General features: G+C 65.3%; 26 protein-coding genes. 14 read left to right on the top strand and 12 right to left on the bottom strand.

Annotated elements, in window-relative coordinates; all coding sequences use genetic code 11:
* Positions 1-7 precede the first annotated feature (7 nt).
* The 6 genes from sbcD to DBO85_RS05655 all read left to right on the top strand — a co-directional run bounded on the left by sbcD (position 8) and on the right by DBO85_RS05655 (position 7,734).
* Complete coding sequence (sbcD, locus tag DBO85_RS05680) at positions 8-1,225, top strand: exonuclease subunit SbcD (RefSeq protein ID WP_108106128.1); 1,218 nt, start codon at positions 8-10, stop codon at positions 1,223-1,225.
* Between the two features lie 105 nt (positions 1,226-1,330).
* Complete coding sequence (locus DBO85_RS19640) at positions 1,331-1,663, top strand: VHL beta domain-containing protein (protein ID WP_108106126.1); 333 nt, start codon at positions 1,331-1,333, stop codon at positions 1,661-1,663.
* 64 nt (positions 1,664-1,727) lie between these two features.
* Entirely contained in the window at positions 1,728-2,006 is a 279-nt protein-coding gene (locus DBO85_RS05670) for a DUF6881 domain-containing protein (protein WP_108106124.1), read from the top strand.
* 149 nt (positions 2,007-2,155) lie between these two features.
* Complete coding sequence (locus tag DBO85_RS05665; protein ID WP_108106122.1) at positions 2,156-5,563, top strand: AAA family ATPase; 3,408 nt, start codon at positions 2,156-2,158, stop codon at positions 5,561-5,563.
* A 304-nt stretch (positions 5,564-5,867) separates the two neighbouring features.
* Positions 5,868-7,001 carry a DUF3182 family protein gene (locus DBO85_RS05660; protein ID WP_108106120.1) on the top strand — a complete coding sequence of 378 codons (1,134 nt, stop codon included), beginning with the start codon at positions 5,868-5,870 and terminating at the stop codon, positions 6,999-7,001.
* A complete protein-coding gene (locus DBO85_RS05655) occupies positions 6,988-7,734 on the top strand; it encodes an alpha/beta hydrolase family protein (protein ID WP_108106118.1) in 747 nt (248 codons plus the stop codon). Before DBO85_RS05660 ends, DBO85_RS05655 begins: the two co-directional genes overlap by 14 nt.
* On the opposite strand, the gene rlmF is transcribed toward DBO85_RS05655, so the two are convergent.
* The 4 genes from rlmF to nhaD form a co-directional block, all read right to left on the bottom strand.
* Positions 7,735-8,721, bottom strand: coding sequence for a 23S rRNA (adenine(1618)-N(6))-methyltransferase RlmF (gene rlmF / locus DBO85_RS05650; protein ID WP_108106116.1), 987 nt, complete (start codon positions 8,719-8,721; stop codon positions 7,735-7,737).
* 45 nt (positions 8,722-8,766) lie between these two features.
* Positions 8,767-9,939: a YbfB/YjiJ family MFS transporter gene (locus DBO85_RS05645; RefSeq protein WP_108106114.1), complete on the bottom strand. Its 1,173-nt coding sequence runs from the start codon at positions 9,937-9,939 to the stop codon at positions 8,767-8,769.
* Positions 9,940-10,015: 76 nt separating this feature from the next.
* Positions 10,016-10,315, bottom strand: a complete 300-nt coding sequence (locus DBO85_RS05640) for a winged helix-turn-helix domain-containing protein (protein WP_108106112.1) — start codon at positions 10,313-10,315, stop codon at positions 10,016-10,018.
* 239 nt (positions 10,316-10,554) lie between these two features.
* On the bottom strand, positions 10,555-11,934 hold the full coding sequence (gene nhaD, locus DBO85_RS05635; protein WP_108106110.1) for a sodium:proton antiporter NhaD: 1,380 nt from the start codon (positions 11,932-11,934) through the stop codon (positions 10,555-10,557).
* Between the two features lie 213 nt (positions 11,935-12,147).
* Here nhaD and DBO85_RS05630 point away from each other — a divergent pair, with 213 nt between their 5' ends.
* Genes DBO85_RS05630 through DBO85_RS05620 form a run of 3 tightly spaced genes read left to right on the top strand, consistent with a single transcriptional unit; the run spans position 12,148 to position 14,810 of the window.
* Positions 12,148-12,495, top strand: a complete 348-nt coding sequence (locus DBO85_RS05630; protein ID WP_108106108.1) for an ArsR/SmtB family transcription factor — start codon at positions 12,148-12,150, stop codon at positions 12,493-12,495.
* Between the two features lie 33 nt (positions 12,496-12,528).
* Complete coding sequence (locus tag DBO85_RS05625) at positions 12,529-13,623, top strand: NAD(P)-binding domain-containing protein (protein WP_108106106.1); 1,095 nt, start codon at positions 12,529-12,531, stop codon at positions 13,621-13,623.
* On the top strand, positions 13,620-14,810 hold the full coding sequence (locus DBO85_RS05620) for an MFS transporter (protein ID WP_233356557.1): 1,191 nt from the start codon (positions 13,620-13,622) through the stop codon (positions 14,808-14,810). Before DBO85_RS05625 ends, DBO85_RS05620 begins: the two co-directional genes overlap by 4 nt.
* A 76-nt stretch (positions 14,811-14,886) precedes the next feature.
* Here the strand turns inward: DBO85_RS05620 and DBO85_RS05615 are convergent, their stop codons facing one another.
* On the bottom strand, positions 14,887-15,312 hold the full coding sequence (locus DBO85_RS05615; protein WP_108106104.1) for a serine hydrolase family protein: 426 nt from the start codon (positions 15,310-15,312) through the stop codon (positions 14,887-14,889).
* A gap of 202 nt (positions 15,313-15,514) precedes the next feature.
* Here DBO85_RS05615 and DBO85_RS05610 point away from each other — a divergent pair, with 202 nt between their 5' ends.
* The 5 genes from DBO85_RS05610 (at position 15,515) to DBO85_RS05590 (ending at position 19,885) form a co-directional block, all read left to right on the top strand.
* Positions 15,515-15,949: a hypothetical protein gene (locus DBO85_RS05610; protein WP_233356556.1), complete on the top strand. Its 435-nt coding sequence runs from the start codon at positions 15,515-15,517 to the stop codon at positions 15,947-15,949.
* The gene (locus DBO85_RS05605) at positions 15,946-17,406 is read left to right on the top strand and encodes an ATPase domain-containing protein (RefSeq protein ID WP_108106102.1); all 1,461 of its coding nucleotides are present in this window, start codon (positions 15,946-15,948) and stop codon (positions 17,404-17,406) included. Before DBO85_RS05610 ends, DBO85_RS05605 begins: the two co-directional genes overlap by 4 nt.
* Before the next feature lie 9 nt (positions 17,407-17,415).
* Positions 17,416-18,441 carry a sensor histidine kinase gene (locus DBO85_RS05600; protein ID WP_108106100.1) on the top strand — a complete coding sequence of 342 codons (1,026 nt, stop codon included), beginning with the start codon at positions 17,416-17,418 and terminating at the stop codon, positions 18,439-18,441.
* Positions 18,442-18,589: 148 nt separating this feature from the next.
* The gene (locus DBO85_RS05595) at positions 18,590-18,808 is read left to right on the top strand and encodes a hypothetical protein (RefSeq protein WP_108106098.1); all 219 of its coding nucleotides are present in this window, start codon (positions 18,590-18,592) and stop codon (positions 18,806-18,808) included.
* Positions 18,809-19,189: 381 nt separating this feature from the next.
* Entirely contained in the window at positions 19,190-19,885 is a 696-nt protein-coding gene (locus DBO85_RS05590; RefSeq protein WP_199286988.1) for a nitroreductase, read from the top strand.
* A gap of 324 nt (positions 19,886-20,209) precedes the next feature.
* Here DBO85_RS05590 and DBO85_RS05585 read toward each other — a convergent pair whose 3' ends face one another.
* From DBO85_RS05585 to DBO85_RS05555, 7 genes are all read right to left on the bottom strand, one after another.
* The gene (locus DBO85_RS05585; RefSeq protein ID WP_108106094.1) at positions 20,210-20,818 is read right to left on the bottom strand and encodes a hypothetical protein; all 609 of its coding nucleotides are present in this window, start codon (positions 20,816-20,818) and stop codon (positions 20,210-20,212) included.
* A gap of 2 nt (positions 20,819-20,820) precedes the next feature.
* The gene (locus tag DBO85_RS05580; protein WP_108106092.1) at positions 20,821-21,132 is read right to left on the bottom strand and encodes a hypothetical protein; all 312 of its coding nucleotides are present in this window, start codon (positions 21,130-21,132) and stop codon (positions 20,821-20,823) included.
* Between the two features lie 119 nt (positions 21,133-21,251).
* A complete protein-coding gene (locus tag DBO85_RS05575; protein ID WP_108106090.1) occupies positions 21,252-21,584 on the bottom strand; it encodes a hypothetical protein in 333 nt (110 codons plus the stop codon).
* Positions 21,581-21,928, bottom strand: a complete 348-nt coding sequence (locus DBO85_RS05570) for a YajG family lipoprotein (protein ID WP_108106088.1) — start codon at positions 21,926-21,928, stop codon at positions 21,581-21,583. The genes DBO85_RS05575 and DBO85_RS05570 overlap by 4 nt, the downstream gene beginning before the upstream one ends.
* A 216-nt stretch (positions 21,929-22,144) precedes the next feature.
* Positions 22,145-22,786, bottom strand: a complete 642-nt coding sequence (locus DBO85_RS05565) for a hypothetical protein (protein WP_108106086.1) — start codon at positions 22,784-22,786, stop codon at positions 22,145-22,147.
* Between the two features lie 72 nt (positions 22,787-22,858).
* On the bottom strand, positions 22,859-23,551 hold the full coding sequence (locus DBO85_RS05560) for a hypothetical protein (protein ID WP_108106084.1): 693 nt from the start codon (positions 23,549-23,551) through the stop codon (positions 22,859-22,861).
* A 2-nt stretch (positions 23,552-23,553) separates the two neighbouring features.
* The gene (locus tag DBO85_RS05555; protein WP_108106082.1) at positions 23,554-24,018 is read right to left on the bottom strand and encodes a hypothetical protein; all 465 of its coding nucleotides are present in this window, start codon (positions 24,016-24,018) and stop codon (positions 23,554-23,556) included.
* Positions 24,019-24,042: the final 24 nt, after the last annotated feature.

Here is a 24,042-nt window from a genome sequence, read left to right as displayed (position 1 = left end):
AGACTCGATGCGCATCCTGCACAGCTCCGACTGGCATCTGGGCCAGCACTTCATGGGCAAGACCCGCCAGGCCGAGCATGCCGCCTTCTGCAACTGGCTGGTCGAGCAGGTGCGCCTGCATGCGGTGGACGCCGTGATCGTCGCCGGCGACATCTTCGATACTGGCGCGCCACCGAGCTATGCCCGCGAGCAGTACAATCGGGTGATCGTCGCCCTGCGCGAAACCGGCGCGGGGCTGGTGCTGCTGGGCGGCAACCACGATTCGGTAGCCATGCTCGGCGAATCGCGCGAGCTGCTTGCCTGCCTCGGCACCCGCGTGGTGGCGATGGGCGGCGAGCGTCTGGATGAGCAATTGATCCTGCTGCCGCGTCGCGACGGCGGGCGGGGTGCGTTGCTCTGCGCGGTGCCCTTCCTGCGTCCGCGCGATCTGTTGCGCAGTGAGGCCGGGCAGAGTGCGCAGGACAAGCAGCAGGCCCTGCAGAGCGCCATCCACGACCATTACCAGCAGCTCTTCGCTCTGGCCGAGCAGCGCCGCGACGAACTGGAAAGCAGGCTGCCGATCATCGCCAGCGGGCACCTGACCACGGTCGGCGCCAGCGCCAGCGAATCGGTACGCGAAATCTACGTCGGTGCGCTGGAAGCCTTCCCGACCAGCGCCTTCCCGCCGGCCGACTACATTGCCCTGGGCCATATCCACCGGCCGCAGAAGGTCGGCGGCCTGGAGCACATCCGCTACTGCGGCTCGCCGATCCCGCTGTCGTTCGATGAAGCGAAACAGCAGAAGGAAGTGCTGCTGGTCGACCTGGATGAGACCGGGCTGCGCGCGGTGACGCCGCTGCCGGTACCCCGCTGGCAGCCGATGGCCAGCGCGCGCGGCAACCTTGTCGAGCTGGCCGAAGCGATCCGCGAGCTAGCCTCGCAGGGCAGCGTCGAAAGCCCGCTGTGGCTGGAAGTGCAGGTCAGCGGCGACGATTACCTGAGCGACCTGCACGCCCGCATCGCCGCGCTCTGCGAGGGTCTGCCGGTGGAGGTGCTGCGCATCCGCCGCGAACGCGGCTCCAGCAGTCCCGGCCTGCAGGCCGAAGCCCGCGAAACCCTGGATGAGCTGGACAGCGAAGAGGTCTTCGCCCGTCGCCTGCAACAGGAGCAGCTCGATGCATCCAGCGCCCAGCGCCTGCAGCAACTGTATCGGCAGGTGCTGGAGCAGTTGCGGGATGAGCAGTAACAATCGGCGTATGAAGACGAGCTTTTTGCTCGAGGTTATCGGTGTCAGGTTGTTGTTGGGGCGGCTTGGTTCTGACTATTTCTATGGAAATGGGGAAAGGATTTGATGATGCGGATAGCGTCGATACTGGGTCTTCTAGCGGCTTCATCCTGGGTTTGTGCTCAAGAGTTGCACGAGGCGGAGGAGAGACAAGTTGCCTATTCCGTGTCTGGCGAGTATCAGACGGGCATCACGTTTCAAAACAGAAGCGAAGATGTCCGCCGTATCTACTGGCTGGACTATGAGGGGAAAAGGAAGCTGTATAGCGAGTTGCTGGCGGGGCAGGAGCAACGCTTGGACACCTACCTGACTCATCCCTGGTTGGTTACGGATGAGCAGGATAGAGCCCTGGATGTCTACTACCCCGACAGCCGGGCAAGAGTTGTAGAGCTCCGGTAACGCCCTAGTACAAACTGTGACCGCCGGTGGCCGCGCAGTGCGGGACAGCAAGCGGAGGGTGCATATGAAGTACATCGATGTCGCGTGGCGACATGACTTCGCCGATGAGCCCGTGCGGCTGGTCTCTGAACTGGATGAACTGCGTTTTGAAACGCGCAAGCTGGAGTTTTTTCGTGACGGACGTGTGGGGTTTGCCTATGCCGACATCGAGATGCTTGATACGCGACTTGGTTATTTGCAATGCCCTCCGGTAGACGAAATAAATGCCGATCCACAGTTTCACGTCGTAGAACTCAGTGCGCAGGAGTATGAGCGTCTCTGGGCCAGGTACGTCGTTCTTTAGTCAGTGTCCGCCAGTTTCTGCTTGAACATTACCGCGGCACCGTTCGCTGGCTGGCGCACTGCTTGTAGAGACCGAGGCCTGATCTCGGCCTGCAAGTGCCGGACAAGGCTGCCAGAATGCGCGCCTGATTCTTCGCGACCGACACCTGCATGAAAATTCTCAGCCTGCGCCTGAAGAACCTCAACTCGCTCAAGGGCGAGTGGAAGATCGATTTCACCGCTGCGCCCTTCGCCGGCAGCAACCTGTTCGTCATCAGCGGGCCGACCGGGGCGGGCAAGACCACCTTGCTCGACGCCATTTGCCTTGCGCTCTACCACCGCACCCCAAGGATGCAGACGCTCTCCGCCAGCGGTAACGAGCTGATGACGCGGCACACCGCCGACTGCCTGGCGGAGGTCGAGTTCGAGGTCAAGGGCGTCGGCTACCGCGCGTTCTGGAGCCAGCGCCGCGCGCGTGACCGCGCCGAGGGTGCACTGCAGGCGCCGAAGGTCGAGCTGGCGCGGCTGGATGGCGAGATCATCACCGACAAGATCAACGACAAGCTGCGCGAAACCGAGCGCCTGACCGGCCTGGATTTCGAGCGTTTCACCAAATCCATGCTGCTGGCTCAGGGCGGCTTTGCCGCCTTTCTCGAAGCCAGTGCCAACCAGCGCGCCGAGCTGCTCGAGGAACTGACCGGCAGCGAGATCTACGGGCAGATTTCCCAGCGGGTATTCGAGACGGCGCGCGAAGCGCGCGTGCTGCTCGACCAGTTGCGTGCGCGGGCCGAGGGTGTCGAATTGCTGGCCGACGAGGAGCGCCTGGCGCTGACGAGCGAGCAGGCGACTCTGGCCGAGCAGCTGGCGGCGGCGCAGCTGCGTCAGCAGCAGTTGAGCGCCCAGCGTGCCTGGCAGGAGGAGCTGGCCAGGGCGAGGGTGGCGCTGGAGCAGACGAGCCAGGCGCTGGGCGCCGCCGAGCAGGCCCAGGTGCGGGCGCAACCGGAGCTGGCGCGGTTGGCCCGGGCGGAGCCGGCGGCTCGTCTGGCTGCGTCGTTCGATGCGCGGCAGCGCAGTGCGGCTGCCCTGGTGCAGGCTCAGCAGGCGAGCCAGAACCTGGCGCAACGCCAGGCGCAGGCCGTTCAGGACGGGCAGTTGGCGCTCTATCAGCTCAGCCAGGCGGCGCAGGCAGTCGAGCTGCAGCTGCGCCAGGCGCAGGATGCGCTGGCTGCCGACATCACCGGCATCGAGCAGCGGCTGGACGCCCATCCCGAGCGCGCGCAGCTGGGCGAACGCCTGGCCGCCTGGCGCCTGCAGCTGGATGAGCTGGCCCGGCGCGAGCAGATGGTCGCCGAGGCGGGTGCCGGGTTGCAGACGCAGCAGAGGCAGAGTCTGGAACTGGACGCGGGCGCTGCTCAGGCCGATGCCGAACGCAATCGCCAGCTACAGCAGAGCGAGGCGGCGCAGCAGGCGCAGGCGGCATTGCAACAGCGCTGGCAGACATTGCTCGATGGGCGCGAGGAGGCCGACTGGCGTGGCGAATGGCAGCGCCTACTGGATAGGCGAAGCCAGTGCGGCCAGCTGCTGCAGTACCTGCAGCAGCGCGAGCAGTTGCGACAGGAGCAGGCTGCGCTGGAGCAGCAGCGGGCGAGCCATGCCACGCTGCTGGCCGATGCGCAGACTGCCCGTGAACAGCTGCGTGAGCGCTATCGCGACAAGCGCGCGCAGCTGGAAGACAAGCAGCAGCTGCTTGCCCAGGAGGCGCTGATCCGCGACCTGTCCGCGCACCGCGCGCAGCTGCAGCCTGGCCAGCCCTGTCCGCTGTGCGGCGCCAGCGAGCATCCAGCCGTGGCCCGCTATGCGGCGCTGGATGTATCGGCGACCCAGACCGCGGTGCAGGCCTTGAGCGCGGAGCTGGAACAGCTCGCCAGCCAGGGCCAGCAACTGGGCGAGCAGATTGCCGGGCTGAGCGCCGCGCAGAGCGGTTTCGATGAGCGACTGCAGCAGTTGGGCGCGCGTAGCGGGCAACTGGCGACCCAGTTGGGGCAACTGGCCGAGGCGCTGGGCCTGGTAGAGCCGGACGAAGCCGCCCTGCTGGCCGCCGAGCAGCAGTTGTTGCAGCAGCAGCGCGAGGTGCAGCAGCGTCTCGCCGCGCTGGACGCGCTGAAGAAGGAATTGAGCGCAGCCGATACCGCCGCGCGGCTGGCGGCAAGCCAGGCGGGTGTGGCGCAGCTGGAGGCCCAGCGGCTTCAGCAGGAACTGCAGGCAGCGCGTCAGCGCATCGAACTGGCTGAGCGGCGCCAGGTGGAGGAAACCGCGGTGCTGGCCCGACTGCGTGCCACCCTGGCGGAGGATGTCGCCCAGCTTGGTTATCAGCTTGAGGATGCCGCCGACGCCTGGCTCGCGCAGCGTCAGGCCGAGCTTGCGCAATATCAGGACGATCAGTGCCGGCTCGGCCAGTTGCGCGAGCGACAGGCCTTGCTCGGCAGCGAGCTTGCGCAGGCCAGGCGCCAGGCCGAACACTGGACTGCGCGCTGGCAGGCGCTGGCACTGTCGGCTCCGGCGGCCAGTCGCGAACTACCCGTTGACGAGGCGTTGGCCCACTGGCAGCAAAACCAGACCGAACAAGAGCGCCTGGCCGGGCAGGCCGAGGCGCTGGCACGCCAGCAGGATCAACTGACAATGCAGCGGGCACAGGCCGAGGCCGACTGGAGCCAGGCGCTGGCGGCCAGTCCCTTCGCTGACGAGGCGGACTTCCTCGCCGCGCGTCTGGAAGACGCCGAGCAGCAGCGACTGAGCAGCTGGCGCGAGCAGTTGCAGCAGGCCCTGCTGCAGGCGCGCACGCTTCAGGGGGACGCCGTCCAGCGGCTGGAGATGCTGCAGAGCCAGGGGCAGGAGCAGGACATGGCCCTGCTGGAGCAGCAACTGGCCGAGGCCAACCAGGCGCTGGCCGAATGCAACCAGCGCCTCGGCGAGGTGCGCTCGCTATTGGCAAGCGATGAGCAACGTCGCAGCGGCCAACAGGCGCTGTTCGCCCAGATCGCTGCGCAGCAGGCCGACTACGATCTGTGGCAGCAGCTCAACGGCCTGATCGGTTCCGCCGATGGCGCGCGCTATCGGCGTTTCGCCCAGGGCCTGACCCTCGACCATCTGGTGTATCTGGCCAACCGCCAGCTGCAGCGGCTGGATGGGCGCTACCAGTTGCTGCGCAAGGCGGACGAGGAGCTGGCGCTGGAGGTGATCGATACCTGGCAGGGCGACAGCGCCCGCGATACCCGCACCCTGTCCGGTGGCGAGAGCTTCCTGGTCAGCCTGGCGCTGGCCCTGGCACTGTCGGATCTGGTCAGTCACAAGGCGAGCATCGATTCGCTGTTTCTCGACGAAGGCTTCGGCACCCTGGACGGGGAAACCCTGGAGGTGGCGCTGGACGCCCTCGATAGCCTGAATGCCAGCGGCAAGATGATTGGCGTGATCAGCCACGTGGAGGCGCTCAAGGAGCGCATTCCGTTGCAGATCAGGGTCAGCAAGGGCTATGGCCTGGGCTACAGCCGGCTGGACAGCCGCTTCGCGGTGGGTAGCTGATCGGGTCACCCCGCGTGGTCCTGGTACGGCTTTCCTTCTCCCGCCGGGAGAAGGTGGCGCGCAGCGCCGGATGAGGGGTGCGTCGGCGTGCAGGGTGACTGGCCCGGAGCCATTCGCAGGACGGCGAGTAGCCTGACGCATCCCTCACCGCCTTCGGCAGCCTCTCCCGGCGAAGAGGGGAGAGCCGAGGCCGGCTCGATACGCCGTGCGGGTCGGGCAAACACACTGCGGATCGAATTCGCCTTGCCATCGGTCTACCCTGCGAGGCGCGCCGCAGGCGCGCCCGTGGCCACGGGGATGCTGCATGAGCGAATCGATCCAGACGAAGCCGTTCCTGGCTTTTCTTCCCAACCGCGACGACATGCCCACGCACGAGGCCGTGGCGCAGCGCGTGCTGGCCGAGCAACTGGCACAGCTTCTGCGCATGGGCTACATCGGCGACTACCCCCGCGATGCCGATGGCGAGCTGGCCTACGAGGCGGTGGGCCCCTGCTACCTGGTGCCCAGCGACACCATCATCGGAACCGAGCAGGCGGCACGCCTGGGTATCCGCGGCGAGGACGATCTGTTCGGCGCGGTCGCACCCTATGCCTTCCTGCCGACCAAGGCCATCAGTCACCCGCTGGGGCACGCGGGGGCCGAGGCGCCGCCGGGTTGGTCGACGGTGTTCGGCGAGCGCATCGGTGACGCCGTCCTGGAGGGTTTCAGCGCGTTTTCCATCGTCGACGCGCGGGGCGCCGGCCTCGCACTGCTCGCTGACGGTCCTTTGCGGATCAAGCCGGTGCTGGCGCGCGGCGGGCTCGGCCAGCAGGTGGTGCGCAGTGCGGACGAGCTGGAACTGGCGCTGGAAACCCTGGATGCCGGCGCGCTGGCGCTGTGCGGTCTGGTGCTGGAGCGGCAACTGGAACAGGTACGGACCTTCAGCGTTGGCCAGGTGCGGGTGGCCGGGCTGCTGGTCAGCTACGTCGGCGAGCAGCACCTGACCTGCGACAACCAGGGCCGCGAGGTCTACGGCGGCTCGACCCTGCAATTGTGCCGCGGCGGGTTTGCGGCGCTGCAGCAATTGCCTCTGAGCGAGGAGATGCGTCAGGCAATTCACCAGGCGCAGACCTATGACGAGGCGGCGTTGGCCTGCTTTCCCGGCCTGATCGCCTCGCGGCGCAATTATGACGTGGCGCTCGGCACGGACCCGCAGGGCCGCTCCCGCTCGGGCGTGCTGGAACAGTCCTGGCGCATCGGTGGCGCCAGCAGCGCCGAGGTGATCGCGCTGCAGCGCTTTCAGGCCGAGCCCGCGCTGCAGCGGCTGCGCGCAAGTTCCGTGGAGGTTTACGGCCAGCCGCCGTCGCTGCCGGCCGATGCCCTGTTGATCTATCAGGGGACGGACCCGCAATCCGGCCCGCTGACCAAATACGCGAGGATCGAGGATGCAGGCGAATAGCGAGGCGGTGCTGATCGAGGTCGAGGACGAACAGATCGCGGGGACTTTCCTGACTCCGCAGAACAAGGTGCCGGGCGTGCTGTTCGTCCACGGCTGGGGCGGCAGCCAGCAGCGCGACCTGGCGCGCGCGCGCGGTATCGCCGGGCTCGGCTGCGTCTGTCTGACCTTCGACCTGCGTGGCCACGAGGGTACGCTGGCAAAGCAGCAGAAGGTCTCACGCGAGGACAACCTGCGCGACATCCTCGCCGCCTATGATCGCCTTGCCGCGCATCCGGCGATCGACAGCGATGCCATCTGCGTGGTTGGCAGCAGCTATGGCGGTTATCTGTCGACTTTCCTGACCCAGCGGCGGCCGGTGAAATGGCTGGCGCTGCGGGTGCCGGCGCTGTATCGCGACGAGCAGTGGGAGACGCCCAAGCGTCAGCTCGATCGTCAGGACCTGGAGGTCTACCGCGCGGAGCGGCTGCGCCCGCAGGACAACCGCGCGCTGGCGGCCTGTGCCGAATTCAGTGGCGACGTGCTGCTGGTCGAGTCGGAGAACGATCATCTGATCCCGCACCAGACGATCATGAATTACCGCTCCTCCTTCCGTCGTTCGCACTCGCTCACCCACCGCATCGTCGATGGCGCCGACCATGCGCTCAGCGAGGAAGCCTGCCAGCAGGCCTACACCAGCATCCTGGTCGGCTGGGTCACCGAGATGGTCGTCGGCGCGCGTCTGGGCCGCGGCTGATCAGCCCGGCCAGCGCGCCTTGCGCCAGGCGCGGCGCTGCTTCTTGTCGAGGAAGGTCCAGGCCAGCAGGCGGCTCTGCTTCTGGCCCTGGCTCATGCCCAGCACGCGCAGATCGCTCACGCCCAGCTCGCGCAGACGCGCCTCCAGCGGCGCGACGTTGGCCGCCTTGGACACCAGGCTGCTGAACCAGAACACCTGTTCGGCGTAGTCACGGCTCTGCTGCGCCATGCGTGCGAGAAAGGCCGTCTCGCCGCCTTCGCAATGCAGTTCGTTGCTCTGCCCGCCGAAATTCAGTGTCGGCAGCGCACGCTTGGGATCGAGGCGGCCGAGGTTCTTCCACTTGCGCTGGCTGCCGCTGATTGCTTCCGCGGCGCTGGCGTGGAAGGGCGGGTTGCACAGGGTCAGGTCGAAGCGCTCGTCGGCGCCGATCAGACCGTGGAAGATCTGCTGCGGGTCGGCCTGCTGGCGCAGTTCGATCTGTGCGCCGAGCGTCGGGTTGGCGGCGAGTATGGCGGCGGCGTTGGTCAGTGCAGCCGGGTCGATGTCGGCGCCGACGAAGCGCCAGCCGTATTCGTGCTGGCCGAGCAGCGGGTAGATGCAGTTGGCGCCGACGCCGACGTCCAGCGCGCACAACCCCGGTCCGCGTGGGATCAGTCCGTCATGGCTACCGGCGAGCAGGTCGGCGAGCTGATGGATGTAGTCGGCACGGCCCGGCACCGGCGGGCACAGGTAGCCGTCGGGGATGTCCCAGCCGCGCACGCCATAGTCCTTCTCCAGCAGCGCGCGGTTGAACACCCGCACCGCCAGCGGATCGGCGAAGTCGATGCTTGGCTTGCCGTAGGGATTGGTGATCAGGAACTGCCCCAGTGGCGGATGCGCGCGAATCAGCTCGGCGAAGTCGTAGCGGCCCTGATGGCGGTTGCGCGGATGCAGCTGGCCCTTGCCCGCGGGTGGCTTGGACGGAGCAGGGCGAGGTGGTTGCGACATAGGGGCGGGTGCTCGGCGGGCGGGGCGCGGATTTTCCCACAGCCCTCAGGCGCCTGTCGCGACTCGCCGCGTCGGCACCGGCAACATCCACAGCAGGCCCCAGAGCAGCGCGCCGGCGCCGAGCCAGAGGGTGGACTGCAGGCTGCCGCCGTGGCTCAGCCACAGGCCCGCAAGCCAGGGACCGGCCAGTTGCGCCAGGCCGTAGAGGGCGATCATCGCCGCCGACAGGCGCGGGCCCTGATGCGGGTGCAGGCTGCGCGCCAGGCGCTGGGTGAGCAGCACGGTGCCGAGGAAGGTTGCGCCCACCAGCAGACCGCAGATCAGCGTGCCCGGCCCGACCGGCAGCAGCAGCGCGGCCAGCACGCCGGCCAGCTGCACGGTGAAATTCAGCAGCAGCGCCGGCTTGTCGCCCAGGCGCGCGCCCAGGTGATTCCACAACCAGGGCGAGGGCAGGGTGGCCAGCGCGGTCAGCAGCCAGGCGCCGCCGGCCACTTTCGCCTGGCCCTGCAGGCTGGCGAGCATCGGCAGGAAGGTCATCGGCAGGATGTAGCCCAGCCCTGCCCCGGCGTAGGCGAGAAACAGCGGCACGCTGGCCCGGTCGAACAGCGCGCCGGGCGGTGCACTGCTGCCTTTGGCCTGTTCATGGGTGGCCACGTCCAGCTGGCTGATGCGCCGCCAGCCCCACCAGGCCAGTGGCAGGCTGGCGAGGGCCGCCGGCCACCAGCGTGCGCTGCCGTGGAGCCAGCTCGCCGGCAGCGCGACCATGGCGCTGGAAAGCAAAAGTCCGGCGCCAACGCCGAGGTAGACCAGCCCGCTGCTGGAGGTGCGGTTGTGCCGGGCCAGCCATTCGAGGATCAGCGCGGGTACCTGGACGAACACCAGGCCATTGGCGATGCCGTTGAGCAGGCGCAGCGCGCCGAGCAGCTCGACCTGTTCGGCCCAGACCTGCGCCAGGCTGCTGGACAGATGCAGCAGCAGAGCCCAGGGCAGCACCTGGCGGATCTGCGCCACTCGATGCCAGCGCAATGCCAGCAGTGCGCCAAGCAGGTAGCCGAGGAAATTCCAGCTGGCCACGCTGGCGCCCTGTTCCAGGGTCAGCACGCCATCGGCGACCAGGTAGGGCAGCAGCGGCGTATAGATGAAGCGACCGAGGCCGTGGACGACCAGCAGCAGGGTGGCGCCGGCGAGCAGAGCGGCTCCAAGTGTGCGGTTGTTCATCGCCAGGCCTTGCGTCAAAAAACCGCAAGCCTACCTGAAAGCGCCGCAACAGAGCACTGCCACCAAGGTCGGGTGGTCAGGCGCAGGGATACTCCAGCTCGCTGGCGATGCGTGCGGCGTGGGCGCCGACCCAGTGCGCGTCGATCGGTCCCCAGCTGTGGATGCGGTAGCGGCCGCTGTTGTTGCGGCTGCCTTCGGCCTGCTCGAAGACACAGTCGATGTCCAGTTCGGCGAGTGCTGTCAGGGTGTCCTGGGCCGTGCGTCGGGGCATGCCGGTAGCGGCGACCAGCGACGGCACGTCGGTGGCGCGGCCGCTATCGATCAGCCAGGCGACATAGAGGCGACGCAGGAAGCTGCTGCGGGTCTTGCTGATCATCGGTGGGCTCCTGAGTAAAGATCGTCATGGTGCGCCAGGACGCTCCCGCCTCCAAGTGCGCGCAGGATCGGGGTATTCGCCGGGCCGGACAGCCAAGTCACGCCGACGCGGCGGCCATGTTGGGCCTCGTGGTGCTCGGCGCCAACCTACAGTGCGGGCCGGACGGCATGTTGCGGGGGCGCTGGACTAAAAGAAAAGCCCGGCGGGTGCCGGGCTTTTTTCCTGCGCAGGCGCGCGGCTCAGACGAAGGCGAACATGCCGATGTAGGTGGCAGCGCCGGCCAGGTAGCCAATCAGGGCCAGGCCGCTGATCTTCTTCAGGTACCAGATGAAGCTGATCCGCTCCATGCCCATGGCTGCCACGCCTGCAGCCGAGCCGATGATCAGGCAGCTGCCGCCGGTGCCGGCGCAGTAGGCGAGCATCTCCCAGAACTTGCCGTTGACCACGAAGTTGCTCAGCCAGCCGCTGTCGGCACCCGCGGCGACCACTGCTTCGGGAGTGACCAGCGGATACATCTTCATCGCGCCGGCGACCAGCGGTACGTTGTCGACCACCGAGGAGAGCAGGCCGATAGCGATGTTGATTGCATAGATGTTGCCCAGGCTGTCCTTCAGCGCGGTCGCGACCTGGGTCAGGTGGCCAGCTGTGGCGAGACTGGAGACCGCCAGCAGGATGCCGAGGAAGAACAGCACGCTGGTGGTGTCGACCTTGCGCAGCACGCCGACGACCGACAACGGGTGCTTGTCTTCCTCGTTCTTGCTGCGGTGCATGATCTCGGTGGTCACCCAGAGCACGCCGAGGCCGAACAGGATGCCCATGTACGGCGGCAGGTGGGTGATGGTCTTGAACACCGGTACGAACAGCAGTGCGCCGATGCCGAGAACGAATACCACGTTGCGCTCGAACGGGGTGGTCGGGTCGCTGCGTTCTTCCTCGGTTTCCACCTGTTCGGGGCGCTCGAACTCGCCCTTCATGGTGAAGCTGAGGATCGCCAGCGGGACCAGCAGGCACACCAGGCTGGGCAGGAACAGCTGGGTGACGATACCGCTGGCGGTGATCTGGTTTCCGATCCAGAGCATGGTGGTGGTGACGTCACCGATCGGCGACCAGGCGCCCCCGGAGTTGGCGGCGATGACCACGATGCCGACCATGAACCAGCGGTCGTGCTTGTCCTTGATCAGCTTGCGCAGCAGCGAAACCATGACGATGGTGGTGGTCAGGTTGTCCAGTGCGGCCGAGAGGAAGAAGGTGATGAAGCCGATCATCCACAGCAGGTGCACGCGCTTGCTGGTGCGAATGCGGTCGGTGATGACCTTGAAGCCTTCATGGGCATCGATCAGCTCGACGATGGTCATTGCGCCGATGAGGAAGAACAGGATCTCCGAGATCTCGCCCAGGTGGTGGCGCAACTCGCCAACCACGAACTGGGTGTTGTCGCCGCCGGCGCCATGGGCGCCTGCCTCCAGCATCGGCAGCAGGCTGTCTGCGCCGAGCACCAGGATGGTCCAGCAGACCACTGCGGTGAGGATGGCAGCAGCGGCCTTGTCGACCTTGAGGGGATGTTCCAGGGCGATGCTCAGATATCCGATGACGAATATCGCGGCCATGAGTGCATACATGGGAAATGTCCGGAAATGATTTTTGGGAAGGGTTCAAAAGGCGCGGCGAGCATGCCTGATCGAATCCGCCAAGACCAGTGCCCGTTGGGCATACCTTGGTGGAGGTAGGCACCGTGCGTCCGCAACCTGGCGCCGGTGCGGGCGGCAGCGAGCTCGCCAACGTGCTCGCCAGTTCGCTTTACATGTGTATGAAAGCGCACATATAGTCGCCGCATGTCCACGCCCTCCAGCCGAACCCTAGCCATCGAAGCCGCCATCGAGTCACTCGACGGGGCCTTCTTCAAGGCGCTCTGCGAGCCACCGCGCGTTGCAGTGCTCAAGCGCGTGCTGGAACTGGGGCGAGCCGACGTCACCGAGATCGCCGCCGAGCTGCCCCAGGAACGCTCGGTGGTCTCGCGCCACCTGCAGATACTTCTCGGCGCAGGGATAGTGCGTGCCACCCGGGTGGGGCGTCAGACCTTCTACGAAGTGGATGGGCCGGCGATCATCCGGCGCCTGGAGGATATTCTCAGCCACACCCGGCGCATTGCCCCGGCGTGCTGCCCGGGTAGTTCCAGCTGATTTTTGCCAAAATACGTGCATAGGTGCGCATTGATGAACATGGAGCAACGAACACTGGACGTGGTCATCATCGGCGCGGGACAGGCGGGGCTGGCCAGCGGCTGGCATCTGCAGCGGCAGGGACTCGACTTCCTCATCCTCGATGAGCAGGCGCAAGCAGGCGGCAACTGGCGCCACTACTACGACAGCCTGGTGCTGTTCTCGCCTGCGGCCTATTCCTCGTTGCCCGGACTGGCTTTCCCCGGGGCGCCGGAGCACTACCCGACGCGCGATCAGGTGGTGAGTTATCTGGATGATTACGCGCAGCGTTACCGTCTGCCGATCCTCCAGGGGGTTCAGGTCGTCCGGGTCGAGCCGGTGGTCGAGGGCTTCCGCGTAACCGCTGCCAGCGGACAACAGTTCCTGGCACGGGCGCTGATCGTCGCCTCGGGCGGTTTCAGTCGCCCGCATGTTCCGGCCATTCCCGGGCTCGGCAGCTTTCTCGGCGTGCAGCTGCACAGCAGCGCCTACCGCAATTCGGCGGGGTTCGAAGGGCAGCGCGTGCTGGTCATAGGTGCGGCGAATTCTGCAGTACAGATCGCCTACGACCTGGCCCGGGTGGCCAAGGTCACGCTGACCACCCGCGAGGCGGTCCGGTTTGTCCCGCAACGAATTCTCGGTGCGGATTTTCATAGCTGGCTGAAATGGACCGGGCTGGAGAAAACCCGCTGGCTGAGCGACCAGAGCACGCCGGTGCTGGACAACGGTACCTACCGCAACGCGCTGAAGACCGGGCGCTTCGATCAGGCCGCGATGTTCACCCAGGTCACCCCGACAGGTGTGGTCTGGCCCGACGGCAGGGAGCAAGCGGTGGATGCGCTGGTGTTCGCTACCGGTTTTCGAGCCAACCTCGGTTTTCTCGACCACCTGCCCGTGCTCGACGAGCAGGGGCGGGTGGCGCAGCGTAGCGGGCGCGCGAATGACGTCGCCGGGCTGTACTTCGTCGGACTGCCCAGGCAGCGCAACTTTGCCTCCGCCACCCTCAGAGGCGTTGGCCCTGATGTCGAGCACATCCTTGCGTATCTGTTGAACGATCTGCGCCAGCAGAGAACCCAGCACACCGCCACCATAAGAGCCAACAGCCCGTGAGCAATCCTCTCAGCAGCCAGCGGCCGATCAATCGATTCAGGCTGGTCTGGGCCCTGGGTATCGCGCAGATCCTGGCCTGGAGCTCGACCTACTACCTACCGGCGGTGCTCGCCACGGCCATCTCCAGAGACACCGGCTGGTCCGTCACCCGTGTGGTCATCGGGCTGTCCTGGGGCTTGCTGGTCGCCGGTGCCTGTTCCCCCCTGGTCGGACGACAGATCGACCGTCACGGCGGGCGCAGGGTGCTGGCCAGCAGTTCGCTGCTGTTGGCGTCGGGCATGCTGTTGACGGGGCTGGCCAGCAACCTGCTCATCTACTACCTGGCCTGGACCTTGATCGGCGCGGGCATGGCTGCCGGGCTTTACGACGCGGCGTTTTCCACCCTCGGGCGGCTGCTGGGTGAAGACGCCCGTGCCTCGATGACCGGTCTGACGCTGCTCGGCGGCTTCGCCAGTACCCTGGGCTGGCCGTTGATTGCCGGCCTGGAGCAGGAGCTCGGTTGGCGCTACAGCTGTTTCGTGCTGGCGGCGGCGCACCTGCTGATTGGTCTGCCGATCCACCTGCTGGCGATTCCGCGCCACCAGGAGGAGCCGGTTGACGAGCAGGGCAGCGCACCTGTTGCCTGCGAGGCGCCCGCCAGTCAGTCGTTCAGGCGCATCTTTCTGCTGCTGGCGCTATTGCTGACGCTGCAGTCGCTGGTGGTCTCCTCGATCTCGGTGCACCTGCTGGATGTGCTCAAGCTGCTCGGTATCGCCAGCGCGACGGCCCTGGCCATCGGCATGCTGATCGGCCCGGCGCAGGTGGTGGCGCGCCTGGCGGAGTTCTCCATCGGGCGCAACCTGCATCCCACTTGGTCGGCCCGTGCGGCCATTCTGCTCTGCGGCATCGGCATCGTGCTGTTGCTGCCGGCGATGCCGTGGCTGGCCTTCGTCGCGGTGGCCCTCTACGGAGCGGGCAACGGCATTCTGACGATTGCCCGCGGAACCCTGCCCCTGGCGCTGATGGGGGCGGATGGCTACGGCACCCGCATGGGCCTGCTCGCCCGGCCGATGCTGGTCGCCCAGGCCACCGGTCCGGTGGCGGCGGCACTGATCCTGGAGCGATTCGGCGCAACGCCGCTGATCATCGTGCTCTGCGGCCTGGTGCTGGCGAGTCTGGTCGCAAGCTTTGCCCTGTCGGCCAGATAAGCCTCGGCAGGACCGGCTCATTGCAGCGGGCTTGAACGGCGCTGGATGGCTGACCAATGCCGGGGGAGGCGAGGCGTTATGGCGTGTCTTGGGCGGCAATCGGCTGGATCAGCAACTGTCCCAGAGATCGGGCGTCCTGTTCGCCAATCGACTTCTCCAGCCGCGGCGCTCCCGCCGTGCCCAGGACGATCAGGTTGCCGTAGCTGCAGAGGCTGCCAGCCTCTCCAGTAGCGGTATGCACCTCGACACACCAGTGCGGCAATAGCGACGCGACCGGTGTGTGGCCGGACCAGCCCGAACGGTTCTGCTCCAGCCAGGTCTGGATCTGCTGCCTCTGCGCTTCGCTGATCACCTGGGTTGTCGGTCCTCGTCGGCCCGGCTCCGCTGAGTTTTGCGCATGACGATAGACCTGCGCGTGCTTAGAAACCGTCATTTCTGGCGCCTGCCTGCTGCAGGCGCCAAGCAGCGTCACGAGGATGATCAGCAGTGGGATGCGCGGCATGTTTTCTCCAAGAGGGTGCTCAGTTGCGCCGCGAGCGTCGCACGCGCAGCAGTCTGTTGGTGTCGAATGGTCGTTGACAGCGCGCGTACCTGGCTTTTATGCGCGCTTTCGTGACGCCACGGAGTTACTTCAGTCTTACTGAGCATCGATAGAGCCCCGCAGGGTGTACTATCGGTCCCTGCCCACCGGATATCAGCCTGCCATGTCCACGCCAAGCGAAGAGAGCTGTCAGCTTGCAGCCTCTCTGATGCGGCGCATAGGTCCCGACGCTGAGATTGCCAAGGTCGCCGAAGCGACCGTTGCCACCCTGCAGGATATGCACGTGGCTCTCACTCCCGTCATTGGTCAACAAGGGGTTGCGGCGCTGTATCGCCGCAGTCTCCATCTGTGCGCTACCCAGCATCCTCATCTGGCCAGCATCTGCGGCAGTGCGCAGGCCGCCAAGGGGCTTTCCTCACTGAACGCCGTGCTGGCGGAGCAAAGCCAAGCCGATGGGCTGCTGTTCGGTGAAGTGCTGCTGACCACTTTCTACACACTGCTGACAACGCTGATCGGGCCCTCGCTCACTGCACGTTTGCTTCGCGACGTGTGGGAACCTTCTTTGAGCGACGCCCCGTCGCAGGACATTTCGCCATGAGCAGCAAAGCGACTATCAACCGCCTGGCCACCGGTGTGCCGGGCCTGGACGAGGTGCTGGGCGGAGGTTTGCCGGAATTTTCCTTCAACCTGATCGCCGGTCCCCCCGGCTGCGGCAAGACCACGCTCGCGCACCAGATGATGTTCTCCCTGGCGACGCCGGAACGTCCGGCGCTGTTCTTCACGGTGCTCGGTGAGCCGCCGCTGAAGATGCTGCGTTACCAGCAGCAGTTCGATTTTTTCGACAGCGAGGCGATCAACCAGTCGATTCGCTACATCAACCTGGCGGACGACACCCTGGCCGGTGATCTCGACGAGGTGCTGCGGCGCATTGTCAGCGAAGTGGAGATGCACTCGCCGGCGCTGGTGTTCGTCGACTCCTTCCGTTCGGTGGTGCTGGCGAGCCAGACCCGGAGCAACCCCAACAACAACCTGCCGCAGTTCATCCAGCAACTGGGCATGCTGATGACCACCTGGCAGGCGACGACCTTCCTGATTGGTGAGTACTTCACCGAAACCGACACCAATCCGATCTTCACCGTGGCCGATGGCCTGATCTGGCTGCGCCAGAGCGTTCAGCGCAACTCGATGGTGCGCAAGATGGAGATCATGAAAATGCGCGGCCAGCCGACATTGCCGGGGCTGCACACCTTCCGTATCGCCACCTCGGGTATCAAGGTCTTCGCTCCGGCGCCGATCGCCAGGGTGGCAGCGCCGCGAGAGTTTCCCAGCAAGCGCCTGAAGATGGGCGTGCCCAGGCTCGACGAGATGCTCGGTGGTGGTCTGCCCATGGGCTACTCGCTGCTGGTGGCCGGCCCCTCGGGTTCGGGCAAGAGCATCCTGGCGGCGTCCTTCCTCGCCGAAGGCGCGCGCAATGGCGAGACTGGCGTGATCGCGGTGTTCGAACAGCGCCCCAATCACTTCCAGAGTGCCGTGCTTGCGGACCTGATCCGCAGTGGCCAGGTCGGCCTGGTGGACAGTCGCGCGCCGGATCTGTCCATCGACGAGATCGTCCAGCTGCTGCTCGGCGAGATCGGCCGACTCAAGGCCACCCGCGTCGTGATCGATTCGCTCTCGGGCTTCGAACTGGCCCTGGCGCCGACCTTCCGTGAAGACTTCCGCGAGTCGCTGGCGCGCATGGTCACGGCGCTGACCAGTCTAGGTGTCAGCGTGTTGATGACCTCGGAGCTGGAAGACCGCTACACGGATCTGCGCTTCAGCCCCTACGGCACCGCGTTCCTCACCGACGCCATCATCGTGCAGCGCTATATCGAGGTGGAGAGTCGCCTGCTGCGCATCATGGCGGTGGTCAAGGTCCGCGCCAGCAGCCACAGCGACGAGCTGCGGCAGTACCAGATCGATGACGAGGGTCTGCAGATCGGCGAGCGCTTGCCGGATCAGGAGGGCTTGCTCGGCGGCCGGCCGACCCGCCACCGCCGTGGAGACAGCAATGGGTAAGCAACGCTTATGAGCGGGGCCGAGGGCAAGAACGAGGACGAGAAGGCCAGTGTCGCTCGCGAACTCTTCCTGCTCGGCCAGAAAACCGTTGAAGCGCGCGCGGCGCTGGCTGCGCTGAAGCGGGAGTTGAGCGAGGCCAATGCACAGCTCGTGGATAACCAGCATCTCGAGCAACTGATCGAGGCCAATCAGCAACTGGTGCTGGCGATACTGCTGGCGCAGGCCGATGCGGAACAACCCCGGCGTACCCAGGAAGAACTGCGGCAGATGCTGGAGATGCGTGAGGCCAACGAACAACTGGTCATTGCCGCGCTCAGCGCGCAAGACCTGCAGGCCGCCGCAGAGCAGGCGCTGGAGCGGCAACGCAACGTTCTCACCCTGGTCGCCTATGAGCTGCGCAGTCCGCTGACGCCCATCAGTATGATCGCCGGCCGTCTGGCGCGCGTTCCCAGCGAAGAGCTACCGCGGATGCAGGCGCTGATCGAAGGCCAGGTGCAGCATATGTCGCGGCTGGTGGACGATCTGCTCGACGTGTCTCGCAGCAGCACCGGCAAGTTGCGCCTGGATCGCAGCCGCGTCGACATGCAGCAACTCGTCCAGCGGGCCATCGATGTCTGTCGTCCGGCGATGACGGTGCGCCACCTGGACTTCAGCTGGACGCTGCCGGCAGGCGAGTTGCAGGTGGACGGCGACCCGGTGCGGCTCACCCAGGTGCTGGGTAACCTGCTGGGCAACGCGGCCAAGTACACGCCGGAAGGCGGCAGTGTCAGGCTCGCGGTCAGTGCGGCAAGCGGCATGCTGAAAATCAGCGTCCGCGACACCGGCATCGGCATATCCGCCCAGGCACTGCCGTTCATCTTCGAGCCGTTCATGCAGGATGTTCACGCCGCCGGTTTCAACGGCGCTGGCCTGGGCATCGGCCTGACGGTGGTACGCGAGCTGGTCAACGCCCACGGTGGCAGCGTGACCGGCAGCAGCGAAGGCAATGGCAAGGGCAGCGAGTTCGTCGTTCTGCTGCCGCTGATTGACCACTGACCCCCACGCTACACCGAGGCCCCGCGGATCATCCCGAGAGGCGCGCTCGCCGCTCTGGGTGCGTGATGGCGTTTCGATTGCACTTGTAGGCGAAGCGGCTGTCCGAGCCACAGATTCACCATCGATTCATTCATAAGAAGGAACACCCATGAACGCGATCCGAATTCTTGCCATCGCACTGATCGTTGCCGGTGCGGCCGCGCTGGCCTACGGCAGCTTCAGCTTCACCAAGGAAACCCACGACGTCAGCCTCGGCCCGGTGGAGTTTTCGATGAAGGAAAAGGAAACCGTCAACCTGCCCAACTGGCTGGGCATCGGCGCCATCGCTCTTGGGCTGGTGCTGCTGGTGGTGCGCCGCAAGGGCTGACGGGCGCTAGACCTTCCCCGTAACGACAGGCAGTACGACTCCGCCAGCAGGCAAACGTGAAAAGGAGTTTTGATCGCTCCCGTGCTTCGCTGGGGGTGATCGGATACCTGCGCTTTCTTGCGGCCGTTAGCCCCCTCCAGGCGGCAGCAAGTTGGTGGAAGTTCGTCACCTAAGACGACCGCCATGTCGCAAAAACTCTCGAGCAGGAGGGCCCGCCGCCAGATTTGGCGCAATGGCTTTGCCTGCTGCTCTCATAAGCCGTTTTGATAGCGCCGCATAGCGGTCGAGGAGACTCGGCTGAATGCTGGCGGATGCATGATAAGTTCGGGCATTCGACCGTGGGCGCTGCGCCTACGGCTTCGCTGTTCTAGGAGTTCGAGAGTGGATTACGCAGAAGTCGTGTTTGGGCGTCGCAGTATTCGCGCGTTTCGGCAGCAGCCGGTCCCGCGCAGCGTGCTTGAGGAGGTGATTGCCCTGGCCACTCGGGCGCCTTCGTCGATGAATACGCAGCCCTGGCACCTGCACGTGCTGACGGGTGAGCCGCTGGATCGCATTCGCGCCGAGAACACCGAGCGCATGCTCGCCGGGGTGCCGCCGGTTAGGGACATTCGTGGTTCCGATGCCTATGAAGGCGAGCACCGGCAGCGCCAGGTCGAGATCGCCGTGCAGTTGTTCCAGGCCATGGGCATCGCGCGGGACGACAAGGAAAAGCGCCAGGACTGGATTCTGCGCGGCTTCCGTCAGTTCGACGCGCCAGTGTCCGTCGTGGTGACCTACGATCAGGCGCTGCGTGACGGTGACATCGCCCAGTTCGACTGCGGCGCCCTGGTGAATGGCCTGGTGAACGCGGCCTGGTCCCGTGGGCTGGGCTGCGTGGTGAACAGCCAGGGAATCATGCACTCGCCGGTGGTGCGCAAGCATGCGCAGATCCCGGATGACCAGGTCATCATGATCTGCGTCGCCGTGGGCTATCCGGACGACGAGTTTCCGGCGAACGCGGTGGTGTCCAGGCGTCGTTCAGTGAATGAGGTGGCGAGGTTTGTCGGGTTTGCCGATGAGGCTGTTGGCGCGGAGTGAGACGCCGGCTGCTATCAGGCCGTATACCTGCAATGAGGCAAGGAAATGGTCTGCCTCGGCGCGCATGAGTCGATGCGTTGCATGATCGATCCTCCCTGGTGCGAGGGCCTCTCAAGGTCACGTCAATGGGGGCATAGCACCTCAGCGGGAAGCGCAACCGGACAGGGCTTCCAGCCGCGCGCTCGGTGCGGCGGCGGACCTGGCAGCCGTTCACAGTCGCGCTGCGATTTTATCGAGACGTTTGGCGCGCGGCGGGCTCCAGAGCGCTCTGGAGCCGGGCGCGTCCGGTACGGAAAAGGATTGACTTGCTGTCGTTCAACGCGGCTAAAGCGGTTCTCGCGCCTTGGTCGCCGCCTCCGTGTTCGTCTGGGACAGCTGTATCTTTTCCAGCATCTCCCGGTCTTTCAGCAGATCGATGATGAACGAATTGACGAACTGGTCTGCGATCAGCTCTTCGACAAAGTATTCGTCGTTTTCCGGTTTCATGAGCGGGAAGGCGAAGAACCATATCCAGGTGGATTTGATGTCGTCGTACTTGTAGGTCTTGGTCAGTTGCCCGTCCACGTACAGGTTGAAGTCCGCGTGGCGGACGTTGTCGCCGCGGTACGGAATCAGATAGCCGGAGCAGCCGGAAACGATTAGCCATGAAAAGGCCGATACCAGGTTGGGAGCGCCGCTGGAGTAGCTCCTGACGTCGACCGAAATGGTCGCGTTCTCCTTGGGCACCACGTCCTGGAAAAGCTGTTTCTGGCGAAATATCTCGGGATAGCGCACGTAGCCGTCGCTCCCTTCGACACTGACCCTGGGCAGGGGCGTGATGTTTTCCTGCATTTGCCAGTAGCGATTCTTGTCGATGTGGGTGGAGAAGGTGCAGCCGCTGAGCAGGATGGCTGCGCTGAGGGTCAGGATGAGCTTGTTCCGGTAGAAATTCATCGTCACTCAGCCTTGTCGTCCAAAGTTTTTTCCTGGGGTGGGTTCAGCGTGCTGGACGCGCTTTCAATGGCTGCGGATGTGTTCAGGGTACTCATGGTTCCCCCTGTGGCCGCGTGGCCATAAGCGTAGCCCGCGGAGCCGGCTATCAGGCTGATGGCGTCTTCGGTGGCGCTGCGGCGCTCGGCCACACCGCTGACATGCGTGTAGCCTTGTTTGGAGACATTGCCTTCCTGGCGGTACACCACATTTGCGCCGGGCGGTGCGCAGGCCGTCAGGCCTGTCAGCAGGCCCAGTAGGATGAGCTTGGCTTTCATCGTGGATACCTCGCTGTGCCTGGGTGGCAACTTCGGCAGTCTGCGGCAAAAACTGCCCGTCGCCTTTTTGAAGGGATTTCGAGGGTCCGGCCTGACTGGCAGGGCCGGACCTGCGTCGCTTACTTCGCCTGTATTGCCTTGGCTTGCAGGGCGGTGCAGTAGGAGGTGCCCACGAAACCGTAGGTCCAGCGCTCCTCTACCTTCACGTCGGTAATGAACGCGTCGCCGGCCTGATTTTTCAGGGAGCCATAGGCCCGTGCCATACGGTCGTTCACGCCCAGCGGAAGCAAGAGCAACAGCTGGAAGCCGCAGGCTTCAGCCGAGATGGTGCGGCCTTCGCCTGTGGGCACCACGTCGGTGACACGCGAGCCCAGAGGCACGGGCGTACCTGCGCAGGCGCTCAGAAGGGCGGTGGCGGTGATGACGCTCAGAGCTTTAAGTGCATTTCTCATTTCACGGCCTCCCCGGTGATGGTGACGCAACGGGCGGTGCCGATGACCCACCAGTACCAGTCTTCCTGCATGGTGACGTTGGTCAGCGACGTGGCACCGGGAACGCTGCCGAGTGCGTCGGCGTAGGCACGCTCGACGCGGGAGTTGAGGCCCATCGGAACGAAGTTGTACGCCGTGGCGATGACGCCCAGGCTGCCGCACGCAGAGCCGCGTGCCGAACCGAGAGTCGAGTGCTCAGCGGGCGGTGTAGGCGCTACGGTGGTAAAACCGGAGGCGCAGCCTCCCAGCAGCGTGGCCGCCCCCAGCGCGGCCATAATTGACGCCCTTTTGTGTATTCCTTTCATGCAAGCTCCTGATTGATCAACTACCGCAGTACATCGGGCGGACGCCGGAAGGGCTGTCCGTTTGCCGAAAAATGAATTCCTGATGGAGCAATGAAGGGTGATCGTCGGGCAGAGCGGTTGTCGGTACGCCCCCGCCCGCGCGCCTACGCACCCCTTGACTGGCGTGGCGCAGCGCCCGCTGACGATCCGCTGGCTGAGCCAGCAGGCGCGCTGGGTTCATGGTGTTGTGATCGGAGCGCTCTGCGCGTTCTGCGAGGCGCTGGGACGAGCCTTGAGCAGGCCGTCCTGTTGCATCCTGACTATCAGAGTGCGGTAAGCATTGGCATCGATCTCTGCCTCGGCCTTAATCGGGTTTTCGCTGAAGGGCATGGCCACGATCAGCGGCAGCCAGACCACCATGGTGGCCGAGTCGCGCAGCTCGTAGGTGCGCTCATTGGCGCCATTCCTCGCGGTAGCGCTCAGGTCCACCTTGCTGGTTGCCCAGCAGGGGATTGCCCCAAAGGTGAAGCCGGAGATCACGGCGGCAATGCCGGCTGCGGGATTGGGCTCGCTGTAGGCGATGCCCTTCAGCTCTACGTCAGCCAGCTCCGCGTTGTTTACCAGGGTGCAGCAATTGGACTCGTCCAGCGCTCGGTCGAAGCGCTGCTGGATGTACTGGTTGGGCGTTGCATTGCTGCTGTCCCAGCGCTTCTGACTGTGCTGCGAATACCACTGGCTGTACACCTTGGTCTTCTGCGCGGCCGCTGGTTGGCTGCTGTCGAAACGTGCCGTGGGCAACTCGTTGGCGCGGAAGCTGATGCAGCCAGTCAGGTTCAACACGGTCGCGAGCAGCAGGAGCAGGGGTATGGTTCTGGTCATGGTCTTTCTTCTTGTAGGGGTTGGCTTGGGTGGAACTGAAGTTTGCGCGCTGCATCCTGCTGCCTAGGTTGCTCAGAGCAGGCCGAGGTAACGCAGCACTGCGACAACGGGGAAAAGGACCAGTAGGGTTTTGGCGATATCACCGAACACCTTGTGTCTGGTATTGGCCGAGCATGCCCAGATGGCTTTTATCGTGATCACAAGGTGGGCGCTGAACAGCGGCAGCAGCAAAAGCAGCGCCACGTCGTTGTCCGCAGCGCTGACGACCATGAGGAACATCACCAAAGTGCCTACCACTCCCAAGCCCCAGAAAGCCGCGGCGAGGCTCTTGCGGCCATTCCAGAAGCCGCGCAGTTGCCATCCGAGCATCAGCAGCGGCAAGTACCAGGGCGCTTTCAGCGGGGGCGCGGTAACGCTCGCTGATGGCTCTGGCGGGGCTTCGGCGGGCGAGGTGGCGGAGATGTGCGGCGATGGTGGATTGATGAGCGCTGCACGGCGCCGCGCGTTGTGACGAATGGACAGATACAGGGCCAGACCCACGGGCAGGGCCAAGGCCGCTGTCAGGGCGCCGAGCACATAGGCTCGTTCGTTGCTGGGTACTACGTCCGGATTGAAGATCTGGAGGACGCCGATTAGCACCACCGCACCCGTGGTGACCAGATAGCCGAATGCGCCGTCGACCGGACGTTTTGCCAGAAAGCCGAAAAATTTCGCCCCGAGCATGAAGGCGCCGAGCATGATGAAATGAGCGATCGTCGGGTGCATGGTCAGTCCCTGTTCCGTGCAGTGGGGGGCGATGGCGCGCGGCGTGATCGGGGTGCCAGGTAGACGAGGCCGTTCTGGATGCGTAAGGGCCTAGGTCGACTGTCGGAGCTGACCAGGCCTAGAAAGACGAACAACAGCACCACACCTGAGAGCATCAGGGGCACGTGCTGAAGGTCATGTCCGATGGCCAGAAGGGCCGCCGCCAGCAGTAGCACGGAGTAAGCGAGCAGGCGCCTGGCCAGGGGCCTTGTGCGGTGCTTTGCGCAGTAGGCGACGCGCAGGTGGGCCCGTTGGACTTTCATCCGGTAGAAAAAGCCGAGCACCCCCGTCGCCTTGAGGTAGCTGGCCCAGAGCGGCGCCCATTCGAGAAGCACGTCCCTGGTCTCGACTATCTCGGGGGCGTCACAGGTCAGGCAGGTGGCGGACAGGTCGCTGCCGTCGGCATAGACGAGCTCCCCGGCGACCACCGGTGGCGCCGGTTCGCAAGCAGC

This window comes from Pseudomonas mangrovi (assembly GCF_003052585.1).
GTDB lineage: Bacteria > Pseudomonadota > Gammaproteobacteria > Pseudomonadales > Pseudomonadaceae > Aquipseudomonas > Aquipseudomonas mangrovi.
Note: the sequence above shows the minus strand (reverse complement) of the source record. Positions and strands in the feature narration are given on the sequence as shown.

Bases quoted from the DNA above. Each gene is read 5' to 3' on its own strand.
- sbcD (WP_108106128.1), top strand. From the start codon at position 8: ATGCGCATCCTGCACAGCTCCGACTGGCATCTGGGCCAGCACTTCATG.
- DBO85_RS19640 (WP_108106126.1), top strand. From the start codon at position 1,331: ATGATGCGGATAGCGTCGATACTGGGTCTTCTAGCGGCTTCATCCTGG.
- DBO85_RS05670 (WP_108106124.1), top strand. From the start codon at position 1,728: ATGAAGTACATCGATGTCGCGTGGCGACATGACTTCGCCGATGAGCCC.
- DBO85_RS05665 (WP_108106122.1), top strand. From the start codon at position 2,156: ATGAAAATTCTCAGCCTGCGCCTGAAGAACCTCAACTCGCTCAAGGGC.
- DBO85_RS05660 (WP_108106120.1), top strand. From the start codon at position 5,868: ATGAGCGAATCGATCCAGACGAAGCCGTTCCTGGCTTTTCTTCCCAAC.
- DBO85_RS05655 (WP_108106118.1), top strand. From the start codon at position 6,988: ATGCAGGCGAATAGCGAGGCGGTGCTGATCGAGGTCGAGGACGAACAG.
- rlmF (WP_108106116.1), bottom strand. From the start codon at position 8,721: ATGTCGCAACCACCTCGCCCTGCTCCGTCCAAGCCACCCGCGGGCAAG.
- DBO85_RS05645 (WP_108106114.1), bottom strand. From the start codon at position 9,939: ATGAACAACCGCACACTTGGAGCCGCTCTGCTCGCCGGCGCCACCCTG.
- DBO85_RS05640 (WP_108106112.1), bottom strand. From the start codon at position 10,315: ATGATCAGCAAGACCCGCAGCAGCTTCCTGCGTCGCCTCTATGTCGCC.
- nhaD (WP_108106110.1), bottom strand. From the start codon at position 11,934: ATGTATGCACTCATGGCCGCGATATTCGTCATCGGATATCTGAGCATC.
- DBO85_RS05630 (WP_108106108.1), top strand. From the start codon at position 12,148: ATGTCCACGCCCTCCAGCCGAACCCTAGCCATCGAAGCCGCCATCGAG.
- DBO85_RS05625 (WP_108106106.1), top strand. From the start codon at position 12,529: ATGAACATGGAGCAACGAACACTGGACGTGGTCATCATCGGCGCGGGA.
- DBO85_RS05615 (WP_108106104.1), bottom strand. From the start codon at position 15,312: ATGCCGCGCATCCCACTGCTGATCATCCTCGTGACGCTGCTTGGCGCC.
- DBO85_RS05610 (WP_233356556.1), top strand. From the start codon at position 15,515: ATGTCCACGCCAAGCGAAGAGAGCTGTCAGCTTGCAGCCTCTCTGATG.
- DBO85_RS05605 (WP_108106102.1), top strand. From the start codon at position 15,946: ATGAGCAGCAAAGCGACTATCAACCGCCTGGCCACCGGTGTGCCGGGC.
- DBO85_RS05600 (WP_108106100.1), top strand. From the start codon at position 17,416: ATGAGCGGGGCCGAGGGCAAGAACGAGGACGAGAAGGCCAGTGTCGCT.
- DBO85_RS05595 (WP_108106098.1), top strand. From the start codon at position 18,590: ATGAACGCGATCCGAATTCTTGCCATCGCACTGATCGTTGCCGGTGCG.
- DBO85_RS05585 (WP_108106094.1), bottom strand. From the start codon at position 20,818: ATGAATTTCTACCGGAACAAGCTCATCCTGACCCTCAGCGCAGCCATC.
- DBO85_RS05580 (WP_108106092.1), bottom strand. From the start codon at position 21,132: ATGAAAGCCAAGCTCATCCTACTGGGCCTGCTGACAGGCCTGACGGCC.
- DBO85_RS05575 (WP_108106090.1), bottom strand. From the start codon at position 21,584: ATGAGAAATGCACTTAAAGCTCTGAGCGTCATCACCGCCACCGCCCTT.
- DBO85_RS05570 (WP_108106088.1), bottom strand. From the start codon at position 21,928: ATGAAAGGAATACACAAAAGGGCGTCAATTATGGCCGCGCTGGGGGCG.
- DBO85_RS05565 (WP_108106086.1), bottom strand. From the start codon at position 22,786: ATGACCAGAACCATACCCCTGCTCCTGCTGCTCGCGACCGTGTTGAAC.
- DBO85_RS05560 (WP_108106084.1), bottom strand. From the start codon at position 23,551: ATGCACCCGACGATCGCTCATTTCATCATGCTCGGCGCCTTCATGCTC.